The sequence below is a fragment of the Streptomyces sp. DSM 116793 genome (genome assembly GCF_057320905.1).
The window spans coordinates 1432246-1450146 of the sequence record NZ_CM170494.1 but is presented as its reverse complement, the minus strand read 5'-3'; the positions used below and the strand labels follow the sequence as shown (position 1 = coordinate 1450146).

General features: G+C 70.8%; 11 protein-coding genes. 4 read left to right on the top strand and 7 right to left on the bottom strand.

Annotated elements, in window-relative coordinates; all coding sequences use genetic code 11:
* Positions 1-268 precede the first annotated feature (268 nt).
* Both ACSMXW_RS06140 and ACSMXW_RS06135 read left to right on the top strand, forming a co-directional pair.
* Positions 269-625, top strand: coding sequence for a VOC family protein (locus ACSMXW_RS06140; protein WP_485804446.1), 357 nt, complete (start codon positions 269-271; stop codon positions 623-625).
* Between the two features lie 237 nt (positions 626-862).
* Positions 863-3316 carry an excinuclease ABC subunit UvrA gene (locus ACSMXW_RS06135; RefSeq protein WP_485804445.1) on the top strand — a complete coding sequence of 818 codons (2454 nt, stop codon included), beginning with the start codon at positions 863-865 and terminating at the stop codon, positions 3314-3316.
* 145 nt (positions 3317-3461) lie between these two features.
* On the opposite strand, the gene ACSMXW_RS06130 is transcribed toward ACSMXW_RS06135, so the two are convergent.
* The 7 genes from ACSMXW_RS06130 to ACSMXW_RS06100 form a co-directional block, all read right to left on the bottom strand.
* Positions 3462-4184: an ABC transporter ATP-binding protein gene (locus ACSMXW_RS06130; protein WP_485804444.1), complete on the bottom strand. Its 723-nt coding sequence runs from the start codon at positions 4182-4184 to the stop codon at positions 3462-3464.
* The gene (locus ACSMXW_RS06125) at positions 4181-5053 is read right to left on the bottom strand and encodes an ABC transporter ATP-binding protein (RefSeq protein WP_485804443.1); all 873 of its coding nucleotides are present in this window, start codon (positions 5051-5053) and stop codon (positions 4181-4183) included. Before ACSMXW_RS06125 ends, ACSMXW_RS06130 begins: the two co-directional genes overlap by 4 nt.
* Before the next feature lie 6 nt (positions 5054-5059).
* Positions 5060-6871, bottom strand: a complete 1812-nt coding sequence (locus ACSMXW_RS06120) for a branched-chain amino acid ABC transporter permease (RefSeq protein WP_485804442.1) — start codon at positions 6869-6871, stop codon at positions 5060-5062.
* 7 nt (positions 6872-6878) lie between these two features.
* Positions 6879-7811, bottom strand: coding sequence for a branched-chain amino acid ABC transporter permease (locus ACSMXW_RS06115; protein ID WP_485804441.1), 933 nt, complete (start codon positions 7809-7811; stop codon positions 6879-6881).
* 149 nt (positions 7812-7960) lie between these two features.
* The gene (locus ACSMXW_RS06110; RefSeq protein ID WP_485804440.1) at positions 7961-9205 is read right to left on the bottom strand and encodes a branched-chain amino acid ABC transporter substrate-binding protein; all 1245 of its coding nucleotides are present in this window, start codon (positions 9203-9205) and stop codon (positions 7961-7963) included.
* A gap of 540 nt (positions 9206-9745) precedes the next feature.
* Positions 9746-10231 (bottom strand): PaaI family thioesterase, encoded by a 486-nt coding sequence (locus ACSMXW_RS06105; protein ID WP_485804439.1) that lies wholly within the window; start codon positions 10229-10231, stop codon positions 9746-9748.
* A gap of 166 nt (positions 10232-10397) precedes the next feature.
* Positions 10398-12677 (bottom strand): FdhF/YdeP family oxidoreductase, encoded by a 2280-nt coding sequence (locus ACSMXW_RS06100; protein ID WP_485804438.1) that lies wholly within the window; start codon positions 12675-12677, stop codon positions 10398-10400.
* Between the two features lie 195 nt (positions 12678-12872).
* Between ACSMXW_RS06100 and polA the strand changes: the two genes are divergently transcribed.
* A complete protein-coding gene (gene polA / locus ACSMXW_RS06095) occupies positions 12873-15620 on the top strand; it encodes a DNA polymerase I (protein ID WP_485804437.1) in 2748 nt (915 codons plus the stop codon).
* 400 nt (positions 15621-16020) lie between these two features.
* Positions 16021-17784 carry a lytic transglycosylase domain-containing protein gene (locus tag ACSMXW_RS06090; protein ID WP_485804436.1) on the top strand — a complete coding sequence of 588 codons (1764 nt, stop codon included), beginning with the start codon at positions 16021-16023 and terminating at the stop codon, positions 17782-17784.
* Positions 17785-17901 lie beyond the last annotated feature (117 nt).

Below are 17901 nucleotides of genomic sequence, written 5' to 3'. Positions count from 1 at the left end.
CACGGCGTGCCGCGCGGTGTGACGGGGCGTGACGCGACGGAGGGGATCCCGATGTGCCGGCGTGACGCGACGGCGGGATCCCACTCCACGTCACAGCACATGGCCGAACCGATCAGGAATCGAGAAGCGCGGGCCGCGGGCCGCACCTAACGTGACCGCCATACCGATGGCGAGAAGGCCGTCCGGTGCGATCGGGCCCTCGCTTCCGGCCGCCCGTCCACCGGCACGCCGGGCAATCCCGACCAGACCCGTGACTTCAGGAGTGACCATGACAGGCTCGTCCACCCAGGGGATAAGGACCGTGCTGCATCCCGTCTCCGACCTGGCGGCGGCCAAGGCGGTGTACGCCGCCCTGCTCGGCGTACCGCCGGAGATCGACCAGTCCTACTACGTCGGCTTCGAGGCCGGGGGCCAGCACGTCGGGCTGGTGCCCGGCGGCGGACCGCAGGGCATGACCTCACCGGTGGCCTACTGGCATGTGCCGGACATCGAGGCGAAGCTGGCCGAGGTGACCGCCGCGGGTGCCACCGTGCAGAAGCCCGCCCACGACGTCGGTGGCGGCCGTCTGGTGGCCACCGTCACCGACCCCGACGGCAACGTCCTCGGGCTGCTTCAGGACCGGTGAGCGCCGGCCCCCGCTCCCGCGCACAGCGCCGCGATCCCCGGGCACCGGCTCACCGCCGGGATCGACGCGCCGCGGGAGCGGGGGACAGGTGCGCCGTGCCCACCGGACGGGCCGGGGCCCGGAGGTCCCACCGCCGGGGCGGCGGAGAACCGGACGTACGCTCGAAGCCGGCCGGAGCGGGCCGGGCGACCCAGGCGGAGACCGCGACGGCGGCCCGCACTCACAGACGGAGACACGATGAGCATGGCCACCAGGACGGCGGCGCAGTCGCCTGCGCCGCACGTTGCCGACAGCCACGACGTGATCCGCGTGCACGGTGCGCGCGAGAACAACCTCAAGGACGTCAGCATCGAGATCCCGAAGCGCCGGCTGACCGTGTTCACCGGCGTCTCCGGATCGGGCAAGAGTTCGCTGGTGTTCGGCACGATCGCCGCGGAGTCGCAGCGGATGATCAACGAGACCTACAGCGCCTTCCTCCAGGGCTTCATGCCGACGCTGGCGCGGCCCGAGGCCGACGTGCTCGAGGGGCTGACCACCGCGATCATCGTCGACCAGGAACGGATGGGTGCCGACCCCCGCTCCACGGTCGGCACCGCCACCGACGTGGGCGCGATGCTGCGCATCCTCTTCAGCCGGCTCGGACAGCCGCACATCGGCTCGCCCAAGGCCTTCTCGTTCAACATCCCCTCGGTCAGCGGCGCGGGAGCGGTGACGTTCGAGCGCGGCGGGAAGACCGTGCGGGAGCGGCGCAGCTTCAGCATCACCGGGGGCATGTGCTCGCGCTGCGAGGGACGCGGCACGGTCTCCGACATCGACCTCACCCAGCTCTACGACGACTCCAAGTCGCTCGCCGAGGGTGCGCTCACCGTCCCCGGCTACAAGGCGGGCGGCTGGAACCACCGGCTCTACAGCGAGTCGGGCTTCTTCGACCCGGAGAAGCCGATCCGCACGTTCACCGAGCGGGAACTGCACGACTTCCTGCACCGCGAGCCGACCAGGATGAAGATCGCGGGCATCAACATGACGTATGAGGGGCTGGTCCCGCGGGTCCAGAAGTCCATGCTCGCCAAGGACAAGGCGGCGATGCAGCCGCACGTCCGGGCGTTCGTGGACCGGGCGGTCACCTTCACCACCTGTCCCGACTGCGGCGGCACCCGGCTCAGCGAGGCGGCCCGGTCGTCGCGGATCCGCGGGATCTCCATCGCCGATGCCTGCGCGATGCAGATCAGCGACCTCGCCGCCTGGGTAGGCGGCATCGGCGAGTCGTCGGTGGCTCCGCTGCTCACCGCGCTGCGGCAGACCCTCGACTCGTTCGTGGAGATCGGCCTCGGCTATCTCTCGCTCGACCGGCCGTCGGGCACGCTGTCCGGCGGCGAGGCTCAGCGCGTCAAGATGATCCGCCACCTCGGCTCCTCTCTCACCGATGTCACCTACGTCTTCGACGAGCCCACCACGGGCCTGCACCCCCATGACATCAGGCGGATGAACGACCTGCTGCTGCGGTTGCGGGACAAGGGCAACACGGTGCTCGTCGTGGAGCACGAACCGGAGACGATCGCGATCGCCGACCACGTCGTGGACCTCGGCCCCGGCGCCGGCACGGCGGGCGGCACCGTCTGCTTCGAGGGCACCGTCGACGGGCTGCGGGTCGGCGGCACCCTCACCGGCCGCCATCTCGACGACCGGGCCGCCCTCAAGGAGACGGTGCGGACGCCCACCGGCCGGCTGCCGATCCGCGGCGCGACGGCGCACAACCTGCGGGGCGTCGACGTCGACATCCCGCTCGGGGTGCTCGTCGTCGTCACCGGCGTGGCGGGCTCGGGCAAGAGCTCGCTCGTGCACGAGTCGCTGGGCCGGCAGCGGGGGGCTGACGGCGGGCGCCACCCGGCCGCCGCGCCGGGGGAGGGCGTGGTCGAGGACGTGGTCTTGATCGACCAGGGCCCGATCCGGGGCTCCAGGCGGAGCAACCCGGCGACGTACACCGGACTGCTGGACCCGATCCGCAAGGCGTTCGCCAAGGCCAACGGGGTCAAGCCGGCGCTGTTCAGCGCCCACTCCGAGGGCGCCTGCCCCACCTGCAACGGCGCCGGCGTCGTCTACACCGACCTGGCGATGATGGCCGGTACCGCCATCACCTGCGAGGAGTGCGAGGGGAAGCGGTTCGAGGCGTCGGTGCTGGACCACCACCTCGGCGGCCGCGACATCAGCGAGGTGCTCGCGATGTCGGTGGCCGAGGCCGGGGAGTTCTTCGGCGCAGGCGAGGCGCACACGCCGGCCGCGCAGCGCATCCTCGGCCGCCTCGCCGACGTCGGGCTCGGCTACCTGACCCTCGGCCAGCCGCTCACCACGCTCTCCGGCGGCGAGCGGCAGCGACTCAAGCTGGCCACGCACATGGCCGAGAAGGGCGGTGACCGGTCCCTCTACGTGCTCGACGAGCCGACCACCGGCCTGCACCTCGCCGACGTCGAGCACCTGCTCGGCCTGCTCGACCGGCTCGTCGACTCCGGCAAGTCCGTCATCGTCGTCGAGCACCACCAGGCGGTCATGGCGCACGCCGACTGGATCATCGACCTCGGCCCCGGCGCCGGCCACGACGGCGGCCGGATCGTCTTCGAGGGCACCCCCGCAGACCTGGTCGCCGCCCGTTCCACCCTCACCGGCGAGCACCTCGCGGCCTACGTCGGCGCCTGACCGCGGCCCAGGCCCGGGGCAGGGGTGCGTGATGGGCGCGACGCCGCGTGGCGCGACGCCGCCTGGCGCGGCCGAGCCGGCGGGCGGCCCCGGGGTGCTCCGCGGGGGCCGCCCGCCGGCGGCCCGGCGCCGGTCCCGGCGGCCGTCAGTCCTCGCCGAGGTACGCCTTGCGGACGGACTCGTCGTGCAGGAGGTCCTGACCGGTGCCGGACAGGGCGATGGTGCCGATCTCCATGACGTGGCCGTGGTCGGCCAGGGAGAGCGCGGCCTGGGCGTTCTGCTCGATCAGCAGGATGGTGATGCCCTCGGAGCTGAGCTCCCGGATGGTCGCCATGATCTTCTGCATCATGATCGGCGAGAGCCCCATGGAGGGCTCGTCGAGCATCAGCAGCTTGGGCCGGGACATGAGGGCGCGGCCCATGGCGAGCATCTGCTGCTCACCCCCGGAGAGCGTGCCGGCGGCCTGCTTGCGGCGTTCCCCGAGGATGGGGAAGAGGTCGTAGGCGCGTTTGACGTCGTCGGCGATGCCGGGCCTGTCCTTGCGGAGGAAGGCACCGAGGAGGAGGTTCTCCTCGATGGTCATGCGCGGGAAGATGTGCCGGCCCTCGGGGGAGTGGGCGAGCCCGCGCGCGACGATCTGGTCCGGGCGGAGCCTTCTGAGCGGCTCCCCGTCGAAGACGACGCTGCCGGAGCGGGGCCTGAGCAGCCCTGACAGCGTGCGCAGGGTGGTGGTCTTGCCGGCGCCGTTGGTGCCGATGAGGGTGACGATCTCACCGGCGGCCACGCTGAAGGAGATCCCCTTGACGGCCTCGATCTTGCCGTAGGCGACGCGCAGGTCCTTGACCTGGAGGAGGGGGAGTGCGGTCACTTGGCGTCCTCCTGGGTGTCCGCGGCGCCGACCGCGGCCTCGGCGGCCTGGACCTCGGCGAGTGCCTCGTCCTCGGGGGAGTCCTCCATGGGGCTGCCGATGTAGGCGGCGATGACGCGTTCGTCGGCCTGGACGACGGCGGGGGTGCCCTCGACGAGCTTCTGCCCCTGGACGAGGACGGCGACGCGGTCGCAGAGGTTGAAGATGAACCGCATGTCGTGCTCGATGACGAGGACGGCGATGCCCTTGTCCCGGATGGCGAAGACCAGTTCCTCGGTGGCCCTGGTCTCCTGCGGGTTCATGCCCGCGGTCGGCTCGTCGAGCAGCAGCAGGCCGGGCTCGCTGGCCAGGGCGCGGGCGATCTCCAGCTTCCGCTGCTCGCCGTAGGGGAGGTTCCGCGCGAGGTGGTCCGCCTTCTCGGCGAGGCCGGTGAACTGCAGGAGTTCCATGGCACGCGCGCGGGAGGCCTCCTCGGCCCGCCGGAACCCGGGCCCGCGCAGCAGGGCCGACCAGAGGCCCTCCTTGGTGCGGGTGTGCCGGCCGACGAGGACGTTCTCCAGGACGGTCATGTTGGCGAAGAGCCGGATGTTCTGGAAGGTCCGCGCGATGCCGGCCTGGGTGACCAGGTGGGGCTTGGGCGGAAGGGTGGTGCCCCGGTAGGCGACGCGTCCCTCGGTGGGGACGTAGAGGCCGGTGAGGCAGTTGAAGAACGTGGTCTTGCCCGCGCCGTTGGGTCCGATCAGGCCGACGATCTCGCCGCTGCGCACGGTGAGGGAGACGTCGCGGACGGCGGTGAGGCCGCCGAAGCGCATCGTGACGCCGTCGGCCTGGAGGACCGTGGTGGTCTTCGTCTCTGTGGTGGTGGTCATGGTGGTTCAGCCCCCCGCTTTGGCGACGCCGGTGGCCGGCTCAAGGGTGGTCTGCTCCGGGACGTCCAGCTGTCCGGTCGCTCGGAACTCAAGCTTCTTGCGGTTGTCGGAGACGATCCCCTCGGGCCTGAAGCGCATGAGGAGGATCAGGGCGACACCGAAGGCGAGCAGCTCGTACTCCTTGAGGAAGCCCAGCTTCTCGGGGATGAGGTAGAGCAGGCTGGCGCCCAGCAGCGGGCCGCCGACCGTGCCCATGCCGCCGAGGACGACGGCGGCGAGCAGGAAGGCGGAGTTGGGCGGGGCGGAGCCGGCGAACTGGTAGGGGTTCGGGACGACTCCGTAGGTCTCGTGGGCGTAGACGGTGCCGGCCAGGCCGGCCAGGGTGGCGCCGAGTGCGAAGGCGACGAGCTTGACGCGGAAGCCGTTGATGCCCATGGCGGTGGCGGCGGTCTCGTCCTCGCGGATGGCGACCCAGGACCGCCCGATGCGGGAGTTGGCCGCGCGCGTGAAGACGAGCACCACGATCGCCGTGAAGACCAGCATCAGGAAGAAGTAGTTGGCGAACCGGCCGATGGTGAACGGGCCGAGGTCATGTGCGTCGGCGAAGTCGAACCCGAACAGGTTGAGGTCCGGCACGTTGGTGATGCCGTCCGGTCCGTTGGTGATGTCGGGTCCCGAGCTGCCGTCCATGTTGTTGACGGCGATGCGGAAGATCTCCCCGAAGCCGAGGGTGACGATGGCGAGGTAGTCGCCGCGCAGCCGGAGCGTCGGGGCGCCGATGAGGACGCCGAAGACCAGGCTGGCCCCCATGCCGATGAGGGCCGCGCCCCAGAAGGGCACGTGCACGCCGGAGAAACGGGAGAACTCCGAGCCGGAGACGAGCGCCGCGGCATAGGCCCCCACGCCGAGGAAGGCGACATAGCCGAGGTCGAGCAGGCCGGTGAGGCCGACGACGATGTTCAGGCCGAGGGCGACGGTGGCGAAGATGAGGATGTTGACGCCGAGGTTCGCGTTGTGGTCGTCGGACTGGGTGAACGGGAAGATCACCGCGGCGACGAAGGCCATGGTGGTGGCGAAGCCCCGGTGGCCGGCGTTGAGCCGGGAGTACCGGGCCAGCAGGCCGGCCGCGTTCAGGGCCCAGGCACCGATGGCGACGAGGAGGACGAAGCCGATGAAGGTCTCGCTCTCGTCGGGATCGATGCCGATGCCGTAGGTGAAGATCACCAGGCCGAGCGCGACGACCAGCGTCAGGATGAGCCGCTGGACCCAGGCGCCGGGGAGTTCGGTGTCGGGGACGTGGGCGGGCTTGGTGACGTAGGCGGCGAGGCCGGTCGCCTCGTTGTCGGCCGGCTGGGGCAGGCCGAGAGCGCCGACGACGCCGACGAGCCCGCCGGCCATGGCGATGAAGCCGCCCGGCTCCAGGTTGACGAAGCCGCCGAGCTCCACCGTGATGGCGAGACCCGTGTACCAGGTGACGGCGAACGCCGCGAGGGCCGCCAGGAAGAGCGGGTTGGGGCCCCTGCCCGGGTTGGTCCAGCGCAGGCCCCGGACGCCGTAGGCGCCGAGGCCGAAGGCGAGGGTGAGGACACCGGCGACGATCGCGAGGAGTTGGAGCCCGGCCGGGTAGCCGTACACGGTGAGGTCGCCGGCGAACTCCGACGTCCACGTCCAGGGCAGGAAGGCACTGGCGACGACGATCAGGCCGCCGGCCGGGACGAGGGCCTTCGCGAGGCGGGGCGGCAGGGGCAGCAGGCCCCTGGCCGGGGGAGCGGCCATGGCCGGCTCGGCCGGTTCGGTGGTTTCAGTGGTGATGGTCATGGTTGGATCACGCCCTGTCAGCGACACGTTCGCCGAGGAGGCCTTGTGGCCTGAACAGCAGGACAAGGATGAGCAGGACGAAGGCCCAGACGGCCGACCAGGCCTGCCCGCCGAGCTGGTGCATCCCGGGGATGTCGGAGATGTAGGCGGTGGCGATGGCCTCCGCGAGACCGAGCACGAGACCGCCGAGCATGGCGCCGTAGATGTTGCCGATGCCGCCGAGGACTGCCGCGGTGAACGCCTTGAGGCCCTGCTGGAAGCCCATGTCGTACGAGACGCTGCCGATCTTGAACCCGTAGGCGACACCGGCGATGGCGGCGAAGAAGCCGCCGATCGCGAACGCGATCACGATGATCTTGTTGGTGTTGATGCCCATGAGCTGGGCGGTGTCCGGGTCCTGCGCGGTGGCCTGCATGGCGCGGCCGGTGCGCGAGGTCTTGGTGAAGAACGCGAGGGCGGCCATGCAGACGGGGGCCGCGATCAGCAGGAAGATGTCACCGGACTGGATGCGGATGCTCCCCAGGTGGTACGGCCCGAAGGGCAGCCCCGGGAAGGAGATCGCGGACCTGGCGTCCGGGTAGAAGTTGAAGACGAGCTGCTGCAGGGCGAGGGAGAGGCCGATCGCCGTGATCAGCGGGGCCAGCCGGGGCGCGCCGCGCAGCGGCCGGTAGGCGAAGCGCTCGGCTCCGATCGCCACGAGAACGGCGACGAGCCCGCCTCCGATGATCATGAGGGGGACGGCGACCCACATGGAGGTCCCGTTGGGCAGGACGTAGACGTAGACCGTGAGCGCGCCGAAGCCGCCGGTCATGAAGATCTCGCCGTGGGCGAAGTTGATGAGCTGGACGATGCCGTACACCATCGTGTAGCCGATGGCGATCAGCCCGTACATCGAGCCGAGGAACAGCCCGTTGGCCAGCTGCTGCGGCAGAGCATGCACCGCGTGGCCTCCGTGTTGTGGTGATGGGTGACTGGTGGTGGGAGGGAGGCCGGGGGAGGTGCCCCCGGTCCCTTACGTGCCACGCCCGGCACCGCGGTGGTGCCGGGCTGGGCGGTGCGTGCGGTCCGCGCCGGGGCGCGGGGATCACTTCACCCGGCGTTGAAGGTGCCGCTCTTCACAGCGGTCCACTTGCCGTTCTTGACCTGGTAGACGGTGAGCTGCTTGTTGACCGTGTCGCCGTACTGGTCGAAGGCGACGGGGCCCGCGATGCCCTGGAAGTTGGTCTTCTGGATGGCGTCGACGACGTCCTTGCGGTTCTGGTCCAGGTCGTCCGGGAGCTTGCCGTCGTTGGCGGAGACGACCTTGCCGACCGCCTTGATGACGGCGTTGGCGGCGTCGTACGAGTAACCGCCGTAGGTGCCGTAGTCGCCCGGGTACTTCTTGGCCTTGTAGGTCTTGATGAAGTTCTTCGCGGCGTCGACGGTGTCGAGCGGGACGCCGACGGATGTGACGAGGTCGCCATCGGACGCCTTGCCGGCGGTCTTGATGTAGGTGTCCGAGAACATGCCGTCGCCGCCGAAGAGCGGGATGTCGGCGCCGGCGTCCTTGAGCTGCTTGGTGAGCACCTGGGACTCGTCGTACTGGCCGCCGTAGTAGAGCATGTCGGCGCCCGAGTTCTTGATCTTGGTGACCAGGCTGGAGAAGTCGCGGTCGCCGGTGTTGACGTGGTCCTGGCCGATGACCTTGGCGCCGAACTTCAAGGCGTTCGCCTTGAAGAGCTTGGCGAGGCCGGCACCGTAGGCCTGCTTGTCGTCGACGACGAAGAGCTTCTTCTTGCCGAGCGTCTTCACCGCGTACTGGGCGGCGAAGCCGCCCTGGAGGGCGTCGGTGGTGGCGGTGCGGAAGTACGTCTTGAACGGACGCTTCTTGGACGTCTGCCAGTTCTTGCCCTGGGTGAGCTCCGGGGCGGTGTTGGCAGGCGAGATCTCGGCCATGTTGGCGGCCGCGAAGGTCTGCTGCATCGAGGTGGCCACACCCGAGTTGAGGGGGCCGATCACCGCGAGAGCCTGCTTGTCGGCGACGAGCTGGGAGGCGTTCTGCTGGCCCGTGGCGGGCAGCGCCTTGTCATCGAGTGCGACCACCTTGAAGGTGACGCCGGGAACCGTCTTCTTCGCGTTGGCCTCGTCGACGGCGATCTGCGTGCCGTACTGGATGCCGAGGCCGGTGGCCGAGTTCTGGCCGGTCAGCGGCGCGTCGACGCCGATGACCACCGTGGTGCTGTCGCCGCTGCCGCCTCCGCTGCCGCTCTTGTCGTCGCGGGAGCCACAGGCGGTGAGCGTGAGGGCTCCCACGGAGAGTACAGCGGTGATGGCTATGAGTGAGCGTTGGCGCACGATCAGTCCTTTCCCCTGGCACGGTGCTCCCTTGTGGGGCAACCGGGTCGAGCGCGAGAACCGAACTGACAAGGAATCCGGTGGCGCGGTGACTGGCTGTGACTCTAAACGGCGGTTTGTGGACAGTGGAGTGTCCTGGCCAATGCTGTGACGTTCTTGTTATGACCTGACCCAATTACTGCGTTAAAAGGGGTGGCTGAGCGGGCAAGCTTCGCCGGGTTCTGTCCACCTGGTGAGAACATGCAGGACTGTCGGGGGAGTTTGGTCATGACGCCGCCGCTCGTGGCATGCCGAGGTGAGCGGTGCGGAAAGGCCTGGAAGCGTCTGGGGGACCCGGGAGGAAACTCGACTTTCGTTTTGCGAATGCATTACGGAGCGTTACGGCCAGGAAAAGAAGTCCGGCATTCCGGAGCGCTTTTGTGCATTCATGTCTGATCAAGATCACGGCGGTTGTCCGCCTGGTTCACGTTCTTCACGCCGGCCCCGGACGCCCCGTGATCGTCACGGAGCGTGTCGGTCGGCCCTGCGGACGCCGGGCGCTCAGCCGGCGCTGCCGTTGGCGGCGGGGTCGCGCAGCATGCAGGTGATGCGGGCGGTGCACACCCGCCGGTCCTGCTCATCTGTGATCACGATCTCGTACGTCGCCGTGGAGCGGCCCCGGTGTACGGGGGTCGCGACACCGGTGACCAGGCCGGAGCGCGTGCCCCTGTGGTGCGTGCAGTTGAGGTCGACGCCCACCGCCAGGCGGTGCGGCCCCCCGTGCAGCATCGAGCCGACCGAGCCGAGCGTCTCGGCCAGCACCGCGGAGGCCCCGCCGTGCAGCAGGCCGTAGGGCTGGGTGTTGCCCTCGACCGGCATGGTGCCCACCACGCGCTCCGCCGAGGCCTCCGTGATCTCGATGCCCATCCGGGAGCCGAGCGCACCTGCCGAGAACAACGCCGGCAGGTCCACCCCGAGCGCGGCGTACTCGTCGATGACTTCCTGCGGGAACTTCACGCTGCGCGCCGCGCCGTGCTGCTCGCCCATGTGCCTGGCTCCGTTCGTCGGGGGCATGTGCTGCCCATCTCATACGCCCGGGCGCGGCTGAGCAAGTGCTTAGGCGACCTCTGACGGATCTCCGCGGCGCCGTGACGCCCGGCCCACGGCGCGACGGGATCCGTCAGAGGCCCCCTGGGTCTCCCCTGGCTCTGGCCTAGGCCAGAGCGGACTGCTCCAGACGCACGACGACGGACTTGCTCGCCGGGGTGTTGCTGGTGTCGGCGGTCGCGTCCAGCGGAACCAGCACGTTCGTCTCCGGGTAGTACGCGGCCGCGCACCCGCGCGCGGTGGGGTAGTGCACCACCCGGAACCCGGGCGCCCGGCGCTCCACGCCGTCCTCCCACTCACTGACCAGATCCGTGTACGACCCGTCGGCAAGGCCCAGCGCCGCGGCGTCCTCCGGATTCACCAGGACGACCCTGCGGCCGTTCCTGATCCCGCGGTAGCGGTCGTCCAGGCCGTAGATCGTGGTGTTGTACTGGTCGTGCGAGCGCAGCGTCTGCAACAGCAGCCGGCCCTCGGGCAGCCGCGGGTACTCGACCGGCGCCGCGGTGAAGTTGGCCCTGCCCGTGGCGGTCGGGAAGCGGCGCTCGTCGCGCGGGGCGTGCGGCAGCGCGAAGCCCCCGGGCTCGGCCACGCGCGCGTTGAAGTCCTCGAAGCCGGGGATGACGCGCGCGATGCGGTCCCGGATCGTCGCGTAGTCCTTCTCGAACTCCTCCCAGGGCGTGCGCGACTCGTGGCCCAGCACCCGGCGGGCGAGCCGGCACACGATCGCCGGCTCCGAGAGCAGGTGCTCACTGGCCGGATCCAGCCGGCCCCGCGAGGCGTGCACCATCCCCATGGAGTCCTCCACGGTCACGAACTGCTCGCCGCCGCCCTGCAGATCGCGCTCGGTGCGGCCCAGGGTGGGCAGGATCAGCGCCCGCGCGCCGGTCACGGCGTGCGAGCGGTTCAGCTTGGTGGAGACGTGCACCGTCAGCCGGGCGCGGCGCATCGCCGCCTCGGTGACCTCGGTGTCCGGCGACGCGGAGACGAAGTTGCCGCCCATCGCGAAGAACACCTTCGCCTCGCCGTCGCGCAGCGCCCTGATCGCCCGCACCACGTCGTAGCCGTGCTCCCGGGGCGGGGCGAAGCCGAACTCCCGCTCCAGGGCGTCCAGCAGGTCCTTGCCGGGCCGCTCGAAGATGCCCATCGTGCGGTCGCCCTGCACGTTGGAGTGCCCGCGCACCGGGCACACCCCGGCGCCCGGGCGGCCGACGTTGCCGCGCAGCAGCAGGAAGTTCACCACCTCGCGGATGGTGGGCACGGCGTGCTTGTGCTGCGTGAGGCCCATGGCCCAGCAGACCACGGTCCGCCGGGACTCCAGCACCATCCGCAGTGCCTGCTCGATCGCGGAGCGCGTGAGGCCCGTCGCGGCCAGCGTCTCCGCCCAGTCGGCGGCGCGCGCGGCCTTCGCGAACTCGTCGTAGCCGTGCGTGTACGCCTGGACGAACTCCTCGTCGACCGCGCCCTCGGTCTCGATGATCAGCTTGTTCAGCAGCCGGAAGAGGGCCTGGTCGCCGCCGAGGCGGATCTGCAGGAAGAGATCGGTGAGCGCGGCGCCCCTGGTGAGGCCCTTCGGCGTCTGGGGGTTCTTGAAGCGCTCCAGGCCCGCCTCCGGCAGCGGGTTGACCGTGATGATCCGTGCGCCGCCCGCCTTGGCCTTCTCCAGCGCGGAGAGCATCCGGGGGTGGTTGGTGCCCGGATTCTGCCCGGCGACGATGATCAGATCCGCCTTGTACAGGTCCTCCAGCAGCACGCTGCCCTTGCCGACGCCCAGCGTCTCGCTGAGGGCCGAGCCCGAGGACTCGTGGCACATGTTGGAGCAGTCCGGCAGGTTGTTCGTGCCGAACTCCCGGACGAAGAGCTGGTAGAGGAACGCGGCCTCGTTGCTGGTGCGGCCCGAGGTGTAGAAGACCGCCTCGTCGGGGGAGGAGAGCGCCGCCAGCTCCTCGGCGACGATGTCGAAGGCGCGCTCCCAGGACACCGGCTCGTACCGCTCGGCGCCCTCCGCCAGGTACATGGGCCGGGTGAGGCGGCCCTGCTGGCCCAGCCAGTAGCCGCTGCGGGTGGCGAGGTCCCCGACCGGGTGCGCGGCGAAGAACTCCGGCGTCACACGGCGCAGCGTCGCCTCCTCGGCGACCGCCTTCGCGCCGTTCTCGCAGAACTCCGCGGTGTGCCGGTGCTCCGGCTCCGGCCAGGCACAGCCCGGGCAGTCGAAGCCGTCCTTCTGGTTCACCCGCAGCAGGGTGAGCGCGGTGCGGCGCACGCCCATCTGCTGCTGCGCCATCCGCAGTGAGTGCTTGATGGCGGGCAGGCCCGCGGCGGCGTGCTGCGGCTGAGCGACCTCGGGGGCGTCCTGAACCGGATCGCCCTTGGGCGGCTTACTGGCCATCTGGGGTCCCTTTCGAGCGTGTACGGCGCACCGTGGGTGCACCTTTGATCGTGCCACGGGGCACTGACGTGCCGGTGCGGCGGACCCCCCCGGGCCCCCGCTTCCGGTACGCCGCGGGCGGCGGCCGCGCCCCTGCCGGGGCGGGCGGAGCCGGGGTGGCCCGGAGTGTCAGTGGTCCGTGGCAGGATCGGACTCGTGGCAGAGAAAGCATCGAAGAAGAGCAAGAAGCCGACCGAGACGTCGTCCGGCCAGGCGGCCGAGCGGACCCGCCCCCGTCTGATGCTCATGGACGGGCACTCCCTGGCCTACCGTGCGTTCTTCGCGCTGCCCGCGGAGAACTTCACCACGGTCACCGGCCAGCCGACGAACGCGATCTACGGCTTCGCCTCGATGCTGGCGAACACTCTCCGTGACGAGGCGCCCACCCATTTCGCCGTGGCCTTCGACGTCTCCCGCAAGACCTGGCGCTCGCAGGAGTTCGCGGAGTACAAGGCGAACCGCACCACGAGCCCCGACGAGTTCAAGGGCCAGGTCGAGCTGATCGGCGAGCTGCTCGACGCGATGCGCGCGGAGCGCTTCGCGATCGAGGGCTTCGAGGCGGACGACGTCATCGCCACCCTCGCCACCCAGGCCGAAGCGGCCGGCTTCGAGGTCCTGATCGTCACCGGCGACCGCGACTCGTTCCAGCTGATCAGCGAGCACACGACCGTCCTGTACCCCACGAAGGGCGTCTCCGAGCTCACCCGCTACACGCCCGAGAAGCTCGCCGAGAAGTACGGGCTCACACCCTCGCAGTACCCCGACTTCGCCGCCCTGCGTGGCGACCCTTCGGACAACCTCCCGGGCATCCCGGGCGTCGGCGAGAAGACCGCCGCCAAGTGGATCAACCAGTTCGGCTCGTTCGCCGAGTTGGTGGAGCGCGTCGAGGAGGTCAAGGGCAAGGCCGGGCAGAACCTCCGTGACCACCTGGAGGCCGTCAAGCTCAACCGCCGCCTCACGGAGCTCAGCCGCACCGTCGAGCTTCCCAAGACCGTCGCCGACCTGGAGCGCGCCGCCTACGACCGCAAGGCCGTGGCGATGGTCCTGGACACCCTGGAGATCCGCAATCCCTCGCTGCGCGAGCGGCTGCTCGCCGTCGACCCGGGTGCCGAGGAGGCCGAGGCCGCCCCGCCCGCCGAGGGCATCGAGCTGGACGGCTCGGTGCTCGCCTCCGGTGAGCTGGCCCCCTGGCTCGCCGAGCACGGCAACGCCGTCCTGGGCCTGGCCACCGTCGACACCTGGCAGCTCGGCACGGGTGCGGTCGCCGAGGTCGCGCTGGCCGCCGCCGGCGGCGCCGCGGCCTGGTTCGACCCCGCCCAGCTCGACGAGGCCGACGAGAACGCCTTCGCGCACTGGCTCGCCGACCCCGGCAAGCCCAAGGTGCTGCATGACGCCAAGGGCGCCATGCGGGTCTTCGCGGAGCACGGCTGGCGGATCGAGGGCGTCAGCATGGACACCGCCCTGGCCGCCTACCTCGTCAAGCCCGGCCGTCGCACCTTCGCCCTCGACGCCCTGTCCCTGGAGTACCTCGGCCGGGAGCTGGTGCCCGCCGCCGAGGCCGAGGGCCAGCTCGCCTTCGGCACCGACGACCACGCCGAGGCCGAGGCCCTGATGGTGCAGGCGCGCACCATCCTCGACCTGGGCACCGCCTTCGGCGACCGCCTCAAGGAGGTGGGCGCCGCCGGCCTGCTCACGGACATCGAGCTGCCCACCTCGGCCCTGCTGGCCCGCATGGAGCGGCACGGCATCGCCGCGGACCGCCCCCACCTGGAGGCCATGGAGCAGACCTTCGCGGCGGCCGTGCAGCAGGCCGTGAAGGAGGCGCACGCCTCCGTCGGCCACGAGTTCAACCTCGGCTCGCCCAAGCAGCTCCAGGAAGTGCTCTTCGGCGAGCTGGCCCTGCCGAAGACGAAGAAGACCAAGACCGGGTACACCACCGACGCCGACGCGCTCGCGTGGCTGGCCGCCCAGACCGACCACGAGCTGCCGGTCATCATGCTGCGCCACCGCGAGCAGGCCCGGCTGCGGGTCACCGTCGAGGGCCTGCTCAAGTGCATCGCGGCGGACGGCCGCATCCACACCACCTTCAGCCAGACCGTCGCGGCGACCGGCCGCCTGTCGTCCACCGACCCCAATCTGCAGAACGTCCCCGTCCGGCTGGACGAGGGCCGCGCCATCCGCCGCGGATTCGTCGTCGGTGAGGGCTTCGAGTCGCTGATGACCGCGGACTACAGCCAGATCGAGCTGCGCGTCATGGCCCACCTCTCCGAGGACGAGGGCCTCATCGAGGCGTTCACCTCCGGCGAGGACCTGCACTCCACCGTCGCCTCGCAGGTGTTCGGCGTGGCCACCACCGAGGTCGACGCGGAGATGCGCCGCAAGATCAAGGCGATGTCGTACGGCCTGGCGTACGGCCTGTCCGCCTTCGGCCTGTCCCAGCAGCTGGGGATCGACGCGGCCGAGGCCCGCGCGCTGATGGAGACCTACTTCGAGCGCTTCGGCGGCGTGCGGGACTACCTGCGCCGCGCGGTCGACGAGGCCCGTGCCACCGGATACACGGAGACGATGCTCGGCCGCCGCCGTTACCTCCCCGACCTCAACAGCGACAACCGCCAGCGCCGTGAGATGGCCGAGCGCATGGCGCTCAACGCCCCCATCCAGGGCACCGCCGCGGACATCGTCAAGATCGCGATGCTGAAGGTGGACGGCGCGCTGACGGAGGCCGGGCTGAAGTCCCGCATGCTGCTCCAGGTCCACGACGAGGTGGTCCTGGAGATCGCGCCCGGTGAGCGGGACGCGGCGGAGGAGATCGTCCGCCGCGAGATGTCCTCCGCAGTCGCCCTGCGGGCCCCCCTGGACGTCTCCGTCGGCGTCGGCCCCACCTGGGAGTCGGCGGCCCACTGAGCCCTGCCCCGGCAGGGGCGTGGGGAACTGCGCGACATGCCACGACGGACGGGTTGGGTCGTCACCGTCCTGAGGGGCCGTTCCGGTTGTGCCCGGGGCCTGGGTGGGTGGTTGGTTGTGCGCGCGGTTCTTCGCGCCCCGCTTCCGGGGCGAATCCTCGCTTCGAAGGAGCGGGGAACTGCGCGACCCGCCACCGCCCACCGCACCGCCGCCCACAAGCCGAACCACCGCCCGCGGCAAAACCCTCCGCACTCTGACATGCGAGTGCCGCGCATGTAGGCAACTGGTGAAATTCGGGCACGAACGGCTGCCCGCACACAGGAAGTTGCCGTAGGGTCACGAGGGCTGACCGTGCGGGGGAGCGCACGGCAGGACGACCACCGATGGAGGGGTGCACGGAATGGCGGCGCATTTCGGCAGGAGGCTTCGCAGGGGAGCGGCCACCACCGCTGTGGCTGCGGCCGCAGTGGCGGCCCTCTCCGCGTCCCAGGCCCCCAGCCTGACCGACGACGCCCACCACGGCCAGACCTCGGAGTCCACCACGCCCCCTGACGGCTCGTCGGCGACGGGCGACTCCCCGTACTACACGGATCTGCCGCCGCTCAACAGCCCCACGCCGCCCCCCTCCACGGACCACCCGCCCGCCACGGGCAGCCCCGAGGCCGGCATACCCGCCACCGTCCTGGACGCCTACAAGAAGGCCGCCGCGGCGATGCGGTCGTCACAGCCCGGCTGCAACATCCCCTGGGAGCTGCTCGCCGCGATCGGCAAGGTGGAGTCCGGCCAGGCACGCGGCGGCAGGGTCGACGCGAACGGCACCACCCTCAGCCCCATCCTGGGCCCGGTGCTCAACGGCAACGGCTTCGCCGAGATCACCGACACCGACGACGGCGCGCTCGACGGCGACGCCGTCCACGACCGCGCGGTCGGCCCGATGCAGTTCATACCCTCCACCTGGAACCAGGGCGGCCCCGACCACACCGGCTGGGGCGCCGACGGCAACGGCGACGGCAAGAAGGACCCCAACAACGTCTACGACGCCGCACTCGCCGCGGGCCGCTACCTCTGCGCGGGCGGCCGCGACCTGGCGAACACCGCCGACCTCCACCGGGCGATCCTCGCCTACAACCACTCGCAGGACTACCTGAACACCGTCCTGTCCTGGTACGAGTACTACCGCAAGGGCACGCACGAGGTCCCGGACGGCACCGGCGTCCCGCCCGGCGACCGCAGCGACCACACACCGGACACCTCCACCCCGCCTGCCGACGACACCCCGAGCAAGCCCGAAGAGCCGAGCAAGCCGAGCAAGCCGAGCAAGCCGAGTCCCCCCAGCACACCCGACAAGCCCGGTGGCGCGGACGACGGCACCTCTCCTGGCCCGACGGACCCCGCCACCCAGGACCCCGGCGGGGACACGGGCGACCAGACGCCCACCGACACTGTCACCCACATCGAGAACGCCGGCACGGGGACGCTCTCCGCCACCGCGGGCGACACCTTCGCCCAGCGCATCAAGGCACGTACCGAGAACGGCCAGAACAACCCGGTGAGCCGGGTACGGGTGCGCTTCACCCTCGTCGGTGACACGGACACCACCTTCGACGGCGGCGAGACCGTCGCCACCGTGCAAACCGACGCCAACGGCATCGCCACCGCGCCCGCCCTGAAGGCAGGCCAGCAGGCCGGTGACTTCATCGTGCGCGCCACCGTCGTCGGACGCGCGGTGCCCGCCCTGGACTTCAAGGCCACCGTCACCGAGCGCCAGGCCGACAAACTCACGAGGACCAGTGACACCGACCTGATCTGCACGCCCGGCGGCACCTTCGAGGACGACGTGCAGGTCAAGGCCACCTACAAGGGGGCCGTGGCACCGGGCGTCGCCGCGACCGCGACCCTCATCAAGTCCTCGCCCCTGCCGGACGAGATCGACAAGGGCCCCTACTTCGAGGACGACGCCGGCAAGCCGATCCGGGCCCTGAAGGACCTCAAGACCGACGAGAACGGCCTGCTGAAGCTCCCCAAGCTGCACGCCGACGACACCACCGGCACCTTCGTCCTCCGCATCACCACGACCGGCGGCGCCACCCTCGACATCCAGCTGACCGTCCAGCAGGCGGACGACCAGCCCCCGCAGCAGTCGGGCGGCGGCTCGGGCGCTTAGGGGCTCAGCGCCCGGGGGAGACGGCCCTCGCCTTGGAGGCCACGGCCCGCACCTGTGCGGAGGCGCGGCGCGGGTGCGGTGCCGGTGCGGAGGCGCGGCGCGGGTGCGGTGCCGTGC